Consider the following 14298-nt stretch of genomic DNA (forward strand, 5'->3'; position numbering starts at 1 on the left):
TCCACCACCAGCATATGGGTGAAATCGAAGTAGAAGGGGAGGTATATTTATCGTATTTCAGGAAGGGGGACTAAATTATTGTAGAACCAAAAAAAAGGGAATCCCAACAGTCATATTAATGATTGTTGAGACACCCCGATTTTTTTCTTATTGCGGTAGGTATTCTTGGCCGTTAATTATTAGTTTAGAAGCAGAGATTAGGATTTCTTTAGATGCTTCAAAATACGGGTCTAAAATAGTGTAAAATGCTTCCCATTTCTCTTCAATTTTTGCTTCTTCTGCTTTTTTATCTAGCTTTAAGATTTCTTCATAAAGCTGTTTTAATTGCTTGCTATCCGCTTCACTAACTTTGAATTCATAGTCAGCCATGTATTCATCAAATGTTTGAGGCTTTATGAACTGATCAATGATGTCATAGAATTCCCCGTAAAGTTTTTCTTGTAAGTCATAATTGTCACCTTTATCTGCTTTTTGGATATCCTCATAAATCGCTTTTAGTTTTGCTAAAGTTTCAGCAGGGATATCTACTAAATTGAATTCTTTCATATATTCTTCAAATATTTGAGGTGGGTTAAGTTCTTCAAAATATGGATCGAGAATTTCGTAAAATTCATTCATTTTTTCTGTAGCCTTATCCTCTTGATCATCTTTTTGAAGTTTTACCCATTCTTCATAAATAGCTTTAAGCTGTTTTTTATCATTTTCTGCAATAATTACATTTTTATCTCCGAATCCAAATTCCTCCATATATTCTTCAAACGTTTGAGGCTGCCAATTAGCTAATATATAAGGTTTTGTAATTTTATGCATCTCCTCATATACTTTTCCAATTTCCTCAAATTTCTTGTCAAACTCTTCTTCTGTCATGTCATCTGAAATTTCTTTTTGCAACTTCTTCACTTCATTAAACATTTTTTCTAATTTTGTTAGCTCTTCATTTGTTACTTCTTTAGGTAATGACCTTTTATAAATCTCGAACGTGTAGAAGTCTGTATAACTCTCTACTACACCGCCTTCAACTGTGATTTCCTGTCCTTCTACTAATTTCATTTGTCCTAGTTGTTCTTCAGAAAATTTATAGAAACTAATATAGTAGTTTTTACCGTCTCTACCTTTTAAGTCAACCCCGGATTCGCCAATGCTTTTAATCGTTCCTGTAATTTGTTGTTCAATTTGAACAGTAACACCATTTGCTGGTTCTACTGAAGTAGCTCCTGCTTGTAGTGGTGTTAAAACAGCCATTCCTATTGTTAGTGCTGAAGCAATCATCCAAGATTTTTTAATCGGTTTTTTCATGATCATATCTCCCTTTTTTTACTTTGGAACTCGATGTTTCCAATATTTAGACGAATTACCAAATGAAAAGGTTCGTTGTTTTTTGAAAAATTTTTAAACATTTCATAAAATAGTGAGTTTGTTAATAATTTTCACTACCTGCCTATGAATGTATCGAAGGAGAAGGGGTTAAATCTATCATATTTATGGAAGGTAGTTTTAAAAGAAGTTCTTTTATTGTGGAATCAACAAAAAAGGGATCCCAACAATCATTTTAATGATTGTTGAGACACCCCGATTCTTTTATTTATTGAGGTAGGTAAACTTGGCCGTTAATTGTTAGTTTAGAAGCTGAGATTAGAACATCTTTATTTGCTGTAATATACGGCTCTAAAATAGTATTGAATGCTTCCCATTTCTCTTTAATTTTCGCTTGTTCTTCTTTTTTATCTAGCTTTGAGATTTCCTCATAAAGCTGTTTTAATTGCTTTCTATCCGCTTTATTAATTTTGAATTGATAGACAGCCATGTATTTTTCAAACGTTGGAAGTACTCTAAACTGATCAATGATGTTATAGAATTCCCCCATAAGTTTTCTCATTAATTTGGAATTGTCATCTCCTACTGCTTTTCGGTAACCTTCATAAATAGTTTTTAGTTTCGCTAAATCATCAGCAGAGATATCTAAATTAATGCCTTCAATGTATTCTTCAAATGTTGGAAGTGGATGACGAAGTTGGAGATAATATGGTTTGAGGATTTTGTCTATTTCTTCCATTTTTAAATTAGCCTCATCTATTTGAACATCTTTTTCAAGCTTTACCCACTCTTCATAAAGGGCTTTGAGCTCTTTTTTATCATTTTCTGCAATAATTATATTTTTTTTACTAAGTCCGTAAATTTCTAGATACTCTTCAAATGGTTGAGGCTGCCAACTAGCTATCGTATATGGCCTTTCGATTTTATATATAGCTTCATAAATTTTTGTGATTTCTTCATATTTCTCGTCAAACTCTTCTTGTGTCATTTCACCCATTTCAGCCTTCAATTCTTTTTCCAACTTCACCAGTTCATTAAACATTTTCTCTAATTTTGTTAGCTCTTCATTTGGTACTTCTTTAGGCAAGTTCTCCTTTTTATACACTTCGAAAGTGATAAAGTCTGAATGACTCTCTACTACACCGCCTTCAGCTGTAATTTCCTGTCCTTCTACTAAGTTCATTTTTTCCTGTTGTTCTTTAGAAAATTTATAGAAACTGATATAGTAGTTTTTACCGTCTCTACCTTTTAAGTAAACCCCGGATCCGTCAATGTTAAAGCCTGTAATCGTTCCTGTAATTTGTTGTTCAATCTGAACTGTAACACCATTTATTGGTTCTACTGAAGTAGCTCCTGCTTGAAGTGGCGTCAGAACGGCCATCCCTATTGTTAATGCTGAAGCAATCATCCAAGATTTTTTAATTGGTTTTTTCATGATTATATCTCCCTTTTTAATTTGGAAATCACGATTTCCAATATTTAGACGAATTACCAAATAAAAAGTTCCGTCATGTATTGAAAGAAGTTTAAAAGTTTAAAATGTTCCATATAAGTGCTTAAATGTTTGTATAACAATTAAATTGAATGGCGGAATTTAGATAGTATTATTTTGGATAGGTGGTGCGAACTTGGGAATTGCTGAAGTATTAACAATTGTCTTTGTAGTATTAAAGCTTTCGGATGTGATTGCATGGTCTTGGTGGTTAGTTCTTTTGCCAGCGATAATATCTTTTAGCATATACGCACTAATTTTAGTGATGAAGTTAGTAATGGTGTTAATAGCCGTAGTGGCAGTGAAAAAACGTAGTCGAGGAAATAAATAAAGAAGATGAATACTAATGATTAAAGCTGTGATTTTTGATTTAGATGGGGACATTGTTAAATCGGGATAGTTTTGTTCGCTCATTTATAGATCAGCAATACGAGCGATTAAAACCACATCTACCACATATTTTAAAAGAGAATTATGTTCATCGCTTTATTGAGCTCGATAATCATGGATATGTATGGAAAGATAAAGTCTATCAGCAATTAATCGAAGAGTATTCTATAATGTTGTCTCCGCAAGAGATGTTAAATTATGTTGTAAATGGCTTTGCAGACTTTAATGTTATAGCTAACGAGGGAACTCGCAGATGGAAAAGCACATAGACGGTGGTGAATCAAAGTATGTCTCAATTATTATTAAATCAGGTGAAATAACAAGAAAGTTATGAAATTATCAACAACATGAAAAACAGCTGAATGCATATGTTCAGCTGTTTTTTGAGTATGTAAGATAGTAATGAACTTTTGAATAGAATCCATACAAAATCCTTTTACCTCATTTATTTGTTTGATATGTTTTGACTGCAGGAGGAACATAGGCTTCACATTTATCTAGTAGTGCCGCAACGTCTTCATCGACAAGTAGTGCATTTCTAGATTGGGCTTGTAAAAATTGTTCGTTTTGCATATGGTCAAATAACCCAATGAGTAAATTATAATAATGATTGATATTTAAAATACCACAAGGCTTTTGCAGAAGGCCGATTTGATTCCAAGTGAATACTTCAAATAATTCTTCTAACGTACCAGGTCCTCCAGGTAAAGCAATAAAGCCGTCAGCTAGTTCCATCATTTTGCTTTTGCGTTCATGCATAGAATTGACGACAATTAGCTCTGTTAAATTTTTATGAGAAATTTCACGCTCCTCTAATAACGTCGGAATAACCCCGATGACCTTGCCACCTTCACGCAGAACCGTGTCTGCTACTGTTCCCATCACACCGACACTTGCTCCACCATATATTAACGTAATATTACGTCTTGCTAATTCTTTTCCTAGAAGAATTGCTCCTTCTTTATATGCCTTAGAAGCACCGATGCTTGATCCGCAAAATACTGCAATACTATTCATAATGGTTCCTCCATAACTGATAAGTTTTTTCCGCAATAACGGTTAGTGAACACTAAGTGGGGGATTAAAAAGCCCCACCGATTCACTTTTCACTTTTATAGTATAATTTAATTTTAAGAGGAAAGAAATGGAGGAAATAGAAATGGAATTAAATGAGTTTCAAAAATTCGTGAAAGATTATTATGATGCACGTGGTTGGTCTGATTTAAGTATTTTTACGCGTATTGGCTTTCTAGCTGAAGAAACTGGGGAAGTAGCAAGAGCTATACGAGCGTTGGAAATTGGTAGGGATCGACCAGATGAAAAGATTCAATCCTATGAAGAAAATAAGCAAGAACTAGTAGAGGAGCTTGGAGATGTTTTAGGGAATATTATTGTTATAGCTAATAAATATGATATTTCACTCGAAGAAATTTTCACAGCTCATCAGGAAAAACTAATGGAGCGTTATAAAGCATAGAGATACATATGGGAAGGGGAAACAAATGGATTATCAAGTAGAGATTTTATTGGAAAAACACGATGACTTTACTACGTTTTTAAATACAAAGATTAGAGAGTACAACGATGAACATTCACCGTATCATAAAGAAAGTAGAAAAAAAGGTTCTGTTCGTCCGTTAAACATAATCGTAACGGATCTTCAACAGCAATGGATTGGCGGTATCACTGCTGAGGTTTATTGGGGGTGGGTAGAAATCAATAAGTTTTGGTTCAGTCAAGAATTCCGTGGAAAAGGTATCGGGGGACAGCTACTAGCGAAAGCTGAAGAAACAGCCAAGCAAATGGGGGCTACGAAGGCTTTGTTAACTACCTATGCTTTTCAAGCACGTACGTTTTATGAAGCGAGGGGTTATCAAGTAGTAGGAGAAGTAAAAGATTATCCCCCTGGCCGTAGCTATTTTACAATGGTAAAAACATTGGTTTAAGAATAGAGAGGCTGTCTGATTAGCTCTTTACGACAGCCTTCTGTTATATCCTTGGATATCCCCGAACCCTCATACAATAAATTCAATAACTTCTTCGAGTTCCTGCAACTACTTCAGGCTTGCCATTCTCAATTATTAAGGCTGTTTTTGAAAAAGGTTTATCATTTGTAACACTAAAAGCATGTCAAGACTATTTAGACAATAAAGTCTCAGCTCTATACATCAACCCAGAAGCCGAGAGATATGCAGATAAAGGGCATTATTTGCTGAAGTGGTCAAGATAAAATCAAGATTGTTGAGTTGCTTAGGCAACTCTTTCTTCTTGCTCAATTAAAGGGGAGCGTTAATTAAAGAACATTGTGTTGCGTATGCAGCTCTTTTTTTCTTTATTCAACTATCGGGGCAGGAAGGCGGAATAAGAAATCTCTATATTAGTAAAATTATGGTATATTAAATGTAATCACATTAAAGGGAGAAATTAAATGATAAAAATCGACGTAGATTTAGTTTCGAAGTTAATAAATAGCCAATTTCCAGAGTGGTCTAATTTGGTGATTAAACCTGTTAAAAAAGGTGGAAATGATAATAGAACTTTTCACTTAGGCAACAGTATGAGTGTTAGATTACCAAGTGATGAAGCTTATGTACCCCAAGTTGAAAAGGAACAGAAATGGTTACCCATTTTAGCTAGGCATATTTCTACACCAATATCTGAACCATTAGCTAAAGGAGAACCAAGTGGGGATTACCCACATCCTTGGTCAGTCAACAAATGGCTAGATGGTGAGATATTAACTATAGAAAATATTGATGATCCAAATCATTTTGCGAATGAATTGGGGGGATTTTTAGTTGAATTACAATCTATTGACGCCAATGGAGGTCCCTTAGCTGGGGAACATAATTTTTATAGAGGCGGTGATATTGTTGTATACGATGATGAGTGTAGAGATGCCATTAATAATAATGAAACTACATTTAATAAACACCTATTGGAAGAAATTTTGGGATTGGCATTATCTTCAAAGTGGGCTAGTGAACCAGTTTGGGTTCACGGTGACATAGCCCCGGGAAATATATTAATTAAAAATGGTAAATTACGTGCGGTTATTGATTTTGGGATATTGGGAGTAGGAGACCCTTCTTGCGATGCTGCAATGGCTTGGACATTTTTTGATGATACAAGCAGAAAGACATTTAAGAATGCATTGAATTTTGATGAAGAAACTTGGAATAGAGCAAGAGGTTGGGCTTTATGGAAGGCTTTAATAACCTACGACTATAATAAACATTCTAACAAAGCAGTTGCAGATGAACAATGTAATATTATCAACATAATCATTAATGATTACGAAACTGAAAAGGCGTTAAAATAGAAATTTATTGCAAGATGAGATTTCACAGAGATCTCAACTATTTCTTTTTCAACTAACGGTGCAAGTTAGTAAAAGTAGGATTTATTATTGTTCATTGCGAATAGGAATGGGGGAAAATATGGGGGTGTCAAATAAAAAAGTGCCCCTTGAATACATATAAAGATTGCAAGTTTTGTTATAAGCTAACGAAGCATGGGAATTATAGGGAATAGGAGCGGATTTATATTAGTATAAAAGGTAAAAGAATCAGTTGGATATTAGGGGGATTCGTTGTATTAACTATTGGTTTTATTTCTATAATCACTTGGTTTTATCCATTCTCTCCTTTCAGTGTAAAAAAGAGTTATGTCTATCATCCAGATAAGGTTTTATATAGTGGTAAAAGCTATGAAGCAATCCTGAGTGAGTTTAAAGAATCCTATAAAAAAGATTTAAATGCAGATTTAAATAACGAATATCCAAATCTTACGCTAAACCGAACACAATATGTATTGCCTATTTTTGAACAAGATTGGTTAATTAGTAAAGAATCTATCCCATTTGATGAATTGAAATTAGACAGGATGCTTCTAGATGTAAAACAAGTTAGAGAGGTTTTGCTAGAACTTGTTGTTCAAGCGGATTATACAAGTGAAGAAAGAGGATATTTAGTTAATAATATAAAACATTAGAAGATAGTATTACTCAATTAAAAAATGAAAATTACTTGTCCAGACGAGAGCTGGAAATTCAATTTCATAATCTATACGAAGAATTTATTAGTAACTTTGATTTATTCGTTACCTTTTATGTAAGGTCACACCATTGAGAAGTGTTTTTGACTAACAGGTGTTTTTTTCAAGATGGGATCCCAAAGAGATCTCATCTTTTTCTTATTCAACGAACGGGCAGGATAATTCAACAAGGACTTTGAAAATAGGTGGTGAAAATATGTATCAAAAGCGTATGGAAGAATTACAAAAAGCACTATATGAAACAAATATTTTTGATTATCAAATAGATAATTTTGATGGAGATACATTGGTTTTATTGGGTAGCTTTGATTTGACTTATTATTATGAAATAAAGTTAACCTTTAAAAAAGTTGATTATATTAACTGCCCTTCCTTCTTTGATATAGACAGAATTAGACTTGCAACAGAAGAAGAAAAACAAAAGAATAGTATACAGTGTCAACTCGATAAAGAGGATATTATGATTGTGTTTGACGTTGATGTATTAGAAACATATTACTTTATTATTTGTCAGGACTTTGAATATGAAATGGGCTTAAGATATTTTAATGAAAGTAACTAATGTTATTATGCTAACGGGGTGCTTTACTTGAAGATCATTGAGCTGTTTTAGACAGCTCTTTTTACTGTTTGTATATGAGGGGGATTCAGATTGAAAAAAGCACGTAAAAACCAAATTACTTACTTCTTTTTAGGTATAGTAATGGTTCCATTAAGTATATATCAACTATCCTTATATATTGAGAGATGAATTTCCTGAAGGGATTATGACCTTTTTTTAGGAACAAGTTCTTTAATGATGGCTTATCTGTCTCCACATTTATTTCCGAAAGATGAGCGTTCAAAAGAAATTATTGGTAGAAGTATGAGTGCAAATTATATCGTGCTATTCGGTACAATAACGATTTTATTTTTGTTGACAGGTTCACTTGGACAATTTGTATTAACAGCTACACAGGTTTTGACTGTTTTATTTTGTATTATGATTACCACAATCCCTTTGATAATGATTGCTTATTCTAAGGTAATTTAAAGGGTAAATTATAACTATTCATCTTTAGAAATTAAACGGTTTTATTATCTCTACTCAGGTTATGCAATTATATATTCTAGATTAAGGAATGTACTTATTGTTACTTATGCAAGAGTTTAAGATCAAGCTACCGAAGTCAAAGGTAGCTTTTCTTATTAAGCTAACTGGCAGTTTAGTGGAATATGAATCTGTTAAAATAACATATATTTTGATATGGTTGAAACAAAGCAATTAAATGAAGAGAGCTGATTTGGGTGTATGCATTTGAACTTAAAGGCAAACAAGGATTTATAAGAATTGAGTTAAATGAAGTCTTAGGTTTTCCAAAAGAAACAAGTTATTTGGGTGGCTATGATGTTAAAGGGAAAATTCAAATTAATAGTGGGAACTATTACGTAAAAGATGCCGAACTTTGGTTTTCAACAGGTCAAATATATGAATTCTATAAACAACTACTTAAATGCTACAAAGGGTTAGAAGGCATTATTAAATTTCCAAATCCTGATTCATCAGAACTTAAATTAGTGCTTGAATTTACTGGGTTAGGTAAATTTAAAATCCAAGGTAGTTTCCAAGAGTATTTATCTGTAGAGAATTTTTTAGAATTTGAATTTGAAAGTGAACAAAGTTATTTGATTTCTACGTTAGCCGAATTAAAAGAAATTGTTGATTACTATGGTGGAAATGAAGGATTAATTATATAAATCATATTCAACTAACTGGGAGCATTATTTGAATATGATAGACAATCAGAAGCAATAATTTGAGAAAACAGCCATTATTAAAAAGTTTAAGGGTATTTGTAATCTCTCCTGAATCAGTTCATGGTTCTAAAAATATATGGTTGAAAGATGACTAAAAAAACGCGCTAATGTCAACCTTATAATAAAGGGGAGATTTAGTGTGTATTCGATATCAAACTTTAAATTACTTGTTGATAAGCAGGCAGAAATTGATACTATACATCAAAACTGTGATAATTTAATACAGACAACTGTAACACCTAAAATGGATGCGGAAATTAATACATTTTTAGATGCCGTTAATAAAAAATTAACTGAACAAGGCTTTACAATTACGGTGACATCTACTGGACTAATTGCAAATTATAACGAAGCAGTAATTAATGTTGACAAGCATTCGAAAGATTTGGAAGAATGCTTTTTTATTAATCTGAATAGTTATGCGGAGGATCAAGTTTCCATTGTTTTAGACATTTCCGATACAATGATGCCAAAGATCTCTAATAACCTTGATGGCTATTCTGAGATTATCGAGCAAATGACCGATACATTAAAGTACGCAAAAAGTCTTGAAAAAGCTTGTACTTCACCAAAGTTGATTTATAAAACGCAAAGCAATATTATTTTTCATTCGGCTGAAGAAGTCATCAATTATTATTTTCAGTAAATAAAAGGCCACCCTAATAGATATATAGGGTGGCCAGTAAAGGAAGCGCTATTGATTTATATATTCCCGCTACAATAGTTTAATCAATAAATTTTCTTCCGAATATGAACAGGATCATCGTTAAGATGAAGAAATATAGTGGCATAATTATCAAAGAACCAGTATGCAGGAAACTCATACCTGACGTTATAAAGCTTACGAGTAAGTAATAGCCTAAGCTGAAAATCGCGCCAGCTGTCCCGATAACGTCCTGAAAGTTGACAAGCGCAAGGCTTAAGCAATTAGGTAGAGCAATTCCTGATCCTAATAACGTAATAAAAATGGTCACTAACATGCCAATTAGTAAGACAATAGTAGGCAATGGTAATGTACTAACGATTAGTAGTAATAAAGCCCCGACAGTCATAACTAAACAACCGAGATGAATAACTTTTTCTGGCTGATATTTATTGACTAGTCGTTTAGAAATCATGGCACCGATAATAGAGGCAAGAGCCACGATTATTCCAAGAAATCCATAAAGTCCAGGGGATAAATTGAAATGGTCAATAAAGATAAAAGGAGCTTCAGCGTAGTAACTAAATAACACGCCATTTATCCCACCAATTAGCAACCCAAAGACAAGAACCCTTGGAGATGAAATCATTCTTTTTACAACTGGAAAAATAGCCGTCCTTTTTCTCGTTGATTTATCTGTAGTTTCAGGAAGTCTGAAATAAGCATAGATAAACAACAAAATACTCATCGCAACGAGCACAAAGAAAACAGCTCTAAAACCAAGTGCTTGATCGACCCAACCGCCAATCAGCGGCCCTACAGCAGGAGTAAATGCAATGACTGCAGAAATTTGCGCAAACATCGCATGTCTTTTACTTCCGGAAACACTTTCACGCAAAATAGTTTGCGTAATAATGGAGCCTGTCGCTGCCCCAAAAGCTTGAATAAATCTACTTACTAATAGAAAAGTGATCGTTTCTGCGTAAAAACACATAAAACTTCCAATACCATAAAAAATTAAACCGCCTAGCATGGCCGGTCTTCGTCCAATAAAATCAGAAAGCCATCCCCAACAAAAGACACCTATAGCAAACCCTATAAAATAAATACTTAAAGTTAACTGTACAGATCGATTTGAGGCATTTAATGCATCTGAAATATCAGGTAGAGATGGTGTATAGATTGTCTCGCTAATCTGTGGAAAAGCTACAAGAACAATCATTAATAATAAAGATGGTGCTACATGTTTTTTCAACTTATTGCCCTCCTACAAGCAAAATCTACTTCTTTAGAAAAGAGTAGACGTAGCTAGGGAAACGGCGGGACCATTATAAGTATTCGTTCATAAGATGTCATTTTCAATCACCTATATATGCTAAAAGTAGGAGTGCATAGTCTAGCCTCTATTATATAGATTTTTGTTATTTTTAAAAGGCATTTATAGAAATATTTTCAATATTTAGGTTCGTCACCATAACGAAACGTGGGTTGATTTCCGTTTCTCTATTGCTGATCCCCAAGGAGTCGCCAACCGGAACGAAAATCGACTTTTCAAATTACAACGTTTAAAAATGTCATTACTAACCTTCAATGATAAATCTAAATTTTTGAAAAATTTTAACTTGTGCATAAAAGGGTACACATATAAAATAGGAACAAACGTTCTTGGTGGGGGTGGGAAAATGACTACATTTAATCAATTACAGTTAGTAGTATTCGAAGAAAATGATATTCCAGCATTAATTGCACTTTCTGACTCTGTCGGGTGGGATTACGATGAATTTGAAATTAGAACAGTGATGAAGTCTGGTGAAATATTTGGGCATAAAAATGCCGAGGGGGCAATTGTTTCAAGTGCGGCCATTATCACATATGATTCAAAGGTAGCTTCTATAGGCATGGTTATTGTGCATGAAAATTACAGAGGGCTTGGCCTTGGGAAATTAGCTACTCAAAAATGTATTGAAAGTGTTTCAGAACAAACGGCAATTATGCTCGTCGCAACGGAAGAGGGTGAACCGTTATATAAGAAAATGGGCTTTGCCACTGTTGATTATGTACATAAATATTTGAATAACAACTATTTCAGTGACAAAAACCTAGCTTGTAACGAGTATACAATTGAAGATTTTTATGAGCAAAATTTTGCCGATATTATCAACTTAGATGCAGTAGCCTTTGGAGTTAAAAGAAGTAATTTTCTACAGAATAGAATAAAACAATCGAAGCAATGTATCGTTATGAAAGATTCTCATGGGAAAATGATAGGCTTTGGCTTATCCATTTTAGGACCACTCAATCTAATTTTAGGCCCTATTATTGCGCCTGATTCTCTAACAGCTAGTCTCATCATTCATACTTTAGCGAAGGATCATAATGGAAAATTAAGAATTGATGTACCATCCGGTCATACTGAATTTATTAAATGGTTAGAGCAAAGTGGTTTTATAGAAGCAAATAAACCTCCAGTGATGATTCTGCATGGTGAAAAAATGCCGACTAGAAATGATACACTATATGCTATAGCTGCACAAATTTTTGGATAAAACATTTATACAAAGGGAGCACACGTTTTATTGGGTGTGCTTTTTTTGTATTAAAGGATTTTAAAGGAAGTGTGGAGAATAGAGAATAAATGTATTTAAAGGGGGAGAAGTTTGTGTTTCCAAATTTAGAGACCGAAAGACTTATTTTAAGAGAGCTGACGCAAGATGATGTGCAAAGCCTCTTCAATTGCTTTTCTAATGAAGAAGTTACTCGCTATTACGGACAAGAACCATTTATAGAGTTACAACAAGCAGAAGATTTAGTGGACTTATTTTCAAAAAACTTTGCTGCAAAAAGAGGAATACGATGGGGCATTGAAAGGAAAGGAGAAAAGGGTATAATCGGGACAATTGGTTTTCATGCCTGGTCGCCTATACATAGACGAGCAGAAATCGGTTATGAAATTCATCCTGATTATTGGCGAAAAGGGTATACGCAAGAAGCGGTTACCGAAATTATGTCGTATGGCTTTCAAAATATGGGGCTAACTCGTATAGGTGCTGTTGTATTTATTGAAAACGAAGCCTCGAATAAGCTGCTAACTAAAATAGGCTTTCATAAAGAAGGAATTCTTAGAGATTATATGTACCAAAATGGGCTGGCACACGATACATTTGTCTATTCCATTTTAAACAATTCTTCTACCTTGAAATTCGGCAAAAGTGAAGAAGTTAGTTAGGGGATAAACGTCCCGTAAAGCCTGATTCGTTCAATTAATAATAAGTTGGAATGAGGAGAACCCTACTGATTAAAGTGCCGCTTTATTAATAAAAAAACTTTTAACCTATGGAAATATATTCTCTTTATTGATATGCATTTTATTGGCTAATAAATGATGACTAAGATGTGGTTTTGTGCTTGCTTTTTTCGGTTATAGTGCTAATAAAGGCATCGTGTTATTAGTAGTGAAAAAGTAACAGTAAGGGGCTTTGATAGAATGGAGATACAATATAGCGCAGCTTATTTTGAAAAGTTGGATTTACTTGAAATTCTATATGCAGGGCAGGCACTGCTAAAAGAAGCGCTACCCACACACATTGTCAGTAAAAGTCATTTGGAACGCTTTGACCAAATAGAAGCAGCCTTTGCTAAGCTAAATAAGGAAATTCGAATACTTGAGCTAAACATTATCCAGTCCGTAAAATAAAAAACTCATGCAAAAAGACTTGCATGAGTTTTTTGTTGGGCTTCATTTTAGATGATTGTTTTAATCTTAAACTTTTTTCTCAATCTAGTGTAAATGCTGCTAAAAATACCATAGCAACGTTTATTACAAGGGCAACAATATTTAAAAAATCAGTTGTTGGCATGATTACAATAATCAATGATGATACAGCAACAAATAATGGGATTATTTTAGTGATCTTTGAGACTAGTTGTAGCTTGTGATAATGTCTAAATATGAAATAAATACCTATTAAGATTGGTGCTGTAAGCAATACGCCTAAATATCCCCATGCATCTTCAATAAACCAAGGGAAGATGCGCATACGTGAAGTGAAAATAAAAAGATTTAGAATGATAGTTCCTATTAATAGGCTGTTTATTATAATGATTTTCTTGTTTTTCTTCATTTTGATTACTCCTTTAAAAATAAAAAATTATTCATGAATTTTCCTCTTACATATTAATACCAATGATCATCATCATCGTTTATACACAATGCTGGCTCATCATATTTTGATATACTCATATTTCTCGCAAACTTAATCCAAACTAGTTTTCCCCCTAATGTTTTTTGAAGTATTCATACCTTTGAGCTAGTGCTACGTTGGTCCGTTCAATGGATTTTCTATAGAAATCAATTACAACTTCTTAATTTAAACGACTTCATTTTACGAATAACATTCACTAATAGTGTAATATTACACTATTAGTAACCGTTTGTAAATAAAATGATTGTGGTAAATATTAACACGTTATAATATTTGTTTATATCTAGAGGGGGCTTTGCACTGAGGGGTGTAATTGAAGAAAGTAAGAAATCACATCATAAAAATTTTAGTCAATGTTTATGTTGATAACGGTAACTTATAGAAATTTATAATTAACATTGATT

At 33.3% G+C, this 14298-nt stretch carries 18 protein-coding genes; 13 read left to right on the top strand and 5 right to left on the bottom strand.

Annotation, left to right across the window (positions count from 1 at the left end):
* Positions 1-147 precede the first annotated feature (147 nt).
* A complete protein-coding gene (locus ACQKN4_RS13810; protein WP_079560316.1) occupies positions 148-1296 on the bottom strand; it encodes a hypothetical protein in 1149 nt (382 codons plus the stop codon).
* Positions 1297-1582: 286 nt separating this feature from the next.
* Positions 1583-2749 carry a hypothetical protein gene (locus ACQKN4_RS13815; RefSeq protein ID WP_427483946.1) on the bottom strand — a complete coding sequence of 389 codons (1167 nt, stop codon included), beginning with the start codon at positions 2747-2749 and terminating at the stop codon, positions 1583-1585.
* A gap of 193 nt (positions 2750-2942) precedes the next feature.
* Between ACQKN4_RS13815 and ACQKN4_RS13820 the strand changes: the two genes are divergently transcribed.
* The gene (locus ACQKN4_RS13820) at positions 2943-3137 is read left to right on the top strand and encodes a transmembrane Fragile-X-F protein (protein ID WP_427483947.1); all 195 of its coding nucleotides are present in this window, start codon (positions 2943-2945) and stop codon (positions 3135-3137) included.
* 43 nt (positions 3138-3180) lie between these two features.
* Positions 3181-3465 (top strand): hypothetical protein, encoded by a 285-nt coding sequence (locus tag ACQKN4_RS13825; protein ID WP_427483948.1) that lies wholly within the window; start codon positions 3181-3183, stop codon positions 3463-3465.
* Positions 3466-3637: 172 nt separating this feature from the next.
* On the opposite strand, the gene ACQKN4_RS13830 is transcribed toward ACQKN4_RS13825, so the two are convergent.
* The gene (locus tag ACQKN4_RS13830; RefSeq protein ID WP_427483949.1) at positions 3638-4213 is read right to left on the bottom strand and encodes a TIGR00730 family Rossman fold protein; all 576 of its coding nucleotides are present in this window, start codon (positions 4211-4213) and stop codon (positions 3638-3640) included.
* Positions 4214-4355: 142 nt separating this feature from the next.
* On the opposite strand from ACQKN4_RS13830, the gene ACQKN4_RS13835 reads away from it, so the two are divergent.
* From ACQKN4_RS13835 to ACQKN4_RS13870, 8 genes are all read left to right on the top strand, one after another.
* The gene (locus ACQKN4_RS13835; protein ID WP_079560382.1) at positions 4356-4673 is read left to right on the top strand and encodes a MazG nucleotide pyrophosphohydrolase domain-containing protein; all 318 of its coding nucleotides are present in this window, start codon (positions 4356-4358) and stop codon (positions 4671-4673) included.
* A gap of 25 nt (positions 4674-4698) precedes the next feature.
* A complete protein-coding gene (locus ACQKN4_RS13840; RefSeq protein ID WP_427483950.1) occupies positions 4699-5142 on the top strand; it encodes a GNAT family N-acetyltransferase in 444 nt (147 codons plus the stop codon).
* Positions 5143-5624: 482 nt separating this feature from the next.
* Complete coding sequence (locus ACQKN4_RS13845) at positions 5625-6518, top strand: aminoglycoside phosphotransferase family protein (protein WP_427483951.1); 894 nt, start codon at positions 5625-5627, stop codon at positions 6516-6518.
* A 491-nt stretch (positions 6519-7009) separates the two neighbouring features.
* Complete coding sequence (locus tag ACQKN4_RS13850; RefSeq protein WP_427483952.1) at positions 7010-7189, top strand: hypothetical protein; 180 nt, start codon at positions 7010-7012, stop codon at positions 7187-7189.
* 274 nt (positions 7190-7463) lie between these two features.
* Positions 7464-7814 carry a hypothetical protein gene (locus tag ACQKN4_RS13855; protein WP_427483953.1) on the top strand — a complete coding sequence of 117 codons (351 nt, stop codon included), beginning with the start codon at positions 7464-7466 and terminating at the stop codon, positions 7812-7814.
* A gap of 234 nt (positions 7815-8048) precedes the next feature.
* On the top strand, positions 8049-8285 hold the full coding sequence (locus tag ACQKN4_RS13860) for a hypothetical protein (RefSeq protein WP_427483954.1): 237 nt from the start codon (positions 8049-8051) through the stop codon (positions 8283-8285).
* A gap of 254 nt (positions 8286-8539) precedes the next feature.
* Entirely contained in the window at positions 8540-8989 is a 450-nt protein-coding gene (locus ACQKN4_RS13865) for a WapI family immunity protein (protein WP_427483955.1), read from the top strand.
* Between the two features lie 199 nt (positions 8990-9188).
* A complete protein-coding gene (locus ACQKN4_RS13870; protein WP_079560327.1) occupies positions 9189-9695 on the top strand; it encodes a hypothetical protein in 507 nt (168 codons plus the stop codon).
* Positions 9696-9774: 79 nt separating this feature from the next.
* On the opposite strand, the gene ACQKN4_RS13875 is transcribed toward ACQKN4_RS13870, so the two are convergent.
* The gene (locus tag ACQKN4_RS13875; protein WP_170938898.1) at positions 9775-10947 is read right to left on the bottom strand and encodes a multidrug effflux MFS transporter; all 1173 of its coding nucleotides are present in this window, start codon (positions 10945-10947) and stop codon (positions 9775-9777) included.
* A 427-nt stretch (positions 10948-11374) separates the two neighbouring features.
* On the opposite strand from ACQKN4_RS13875, the gene ACQKN4_RS13880 reads away from it, so the two are divergent.
* From ACQKN4_RS13880 to ACQKN4_RS13890, 3 genes are all read left to right on the top strand, one after another.
* Positions 11375-12238 carry a GNAT family N-acetyltransferase gene (locus ACQKN4_RS13880; protein ID WP_427483956.1) on the top strand — a complete coding sequence of 288 codons (864 nt, stop codon included), beginning with the start codon at positions 11375-11377 and terminating at the stop codon, positions 12236-12238.
* Between the two features lie 113 nt (positions 12239-12351).
* Positions 12352-12918 (top strand): GNAT family N-acetyltransferase, encoded by a 567-nt coding sequence (locus ACQKN4_RS13885; protein ID WP_427483957.1) that lies wholly within the window; start codon positions 12352-12354, stop codon positions 12916-12918.
* Positions 12919-13176: 258 nt separating this feature from the next.
* On the top strand, positions 13177-13386 hold the full coding sequence (locus ACQKN4_RS13890) for a hypothetical protein (protein ID WP_427483958.1): 210 nt from the start codon (positions 13177-13179) through the stop codon (positions 13384-13386).
* 79 nt (positions 13387-13465) lie between these two features.
* On the opposite strand, the gene ACQKN4_RS13895 is transcribed toward ACQKN4_RS13890, so the two are convergent.
* The gene (locus ACQKN4_RS13895) at positions 13466-13813 is read right to left on the bottom strand and encodes a hypothetical protein (protein ID WP_079560331.1); all 348 of its coding nucleotides are present in this window, start codon (positions 13811-13813) and stop codon (positions 13466-13468) included.
* Positions 13814-14298 lie beyond the last annotated feature (485 nt).

Origin of the sequence: Lysinibacillus sp. NPDC093692 (assembly GCF_050280125.1) — a bacterium.
In the GTDB taxonomy this organism is placed as follows: Bacteria; Bacillota; Bacilli; order Bacillales_A; family Planococcaceae; genus Lysinibacillus.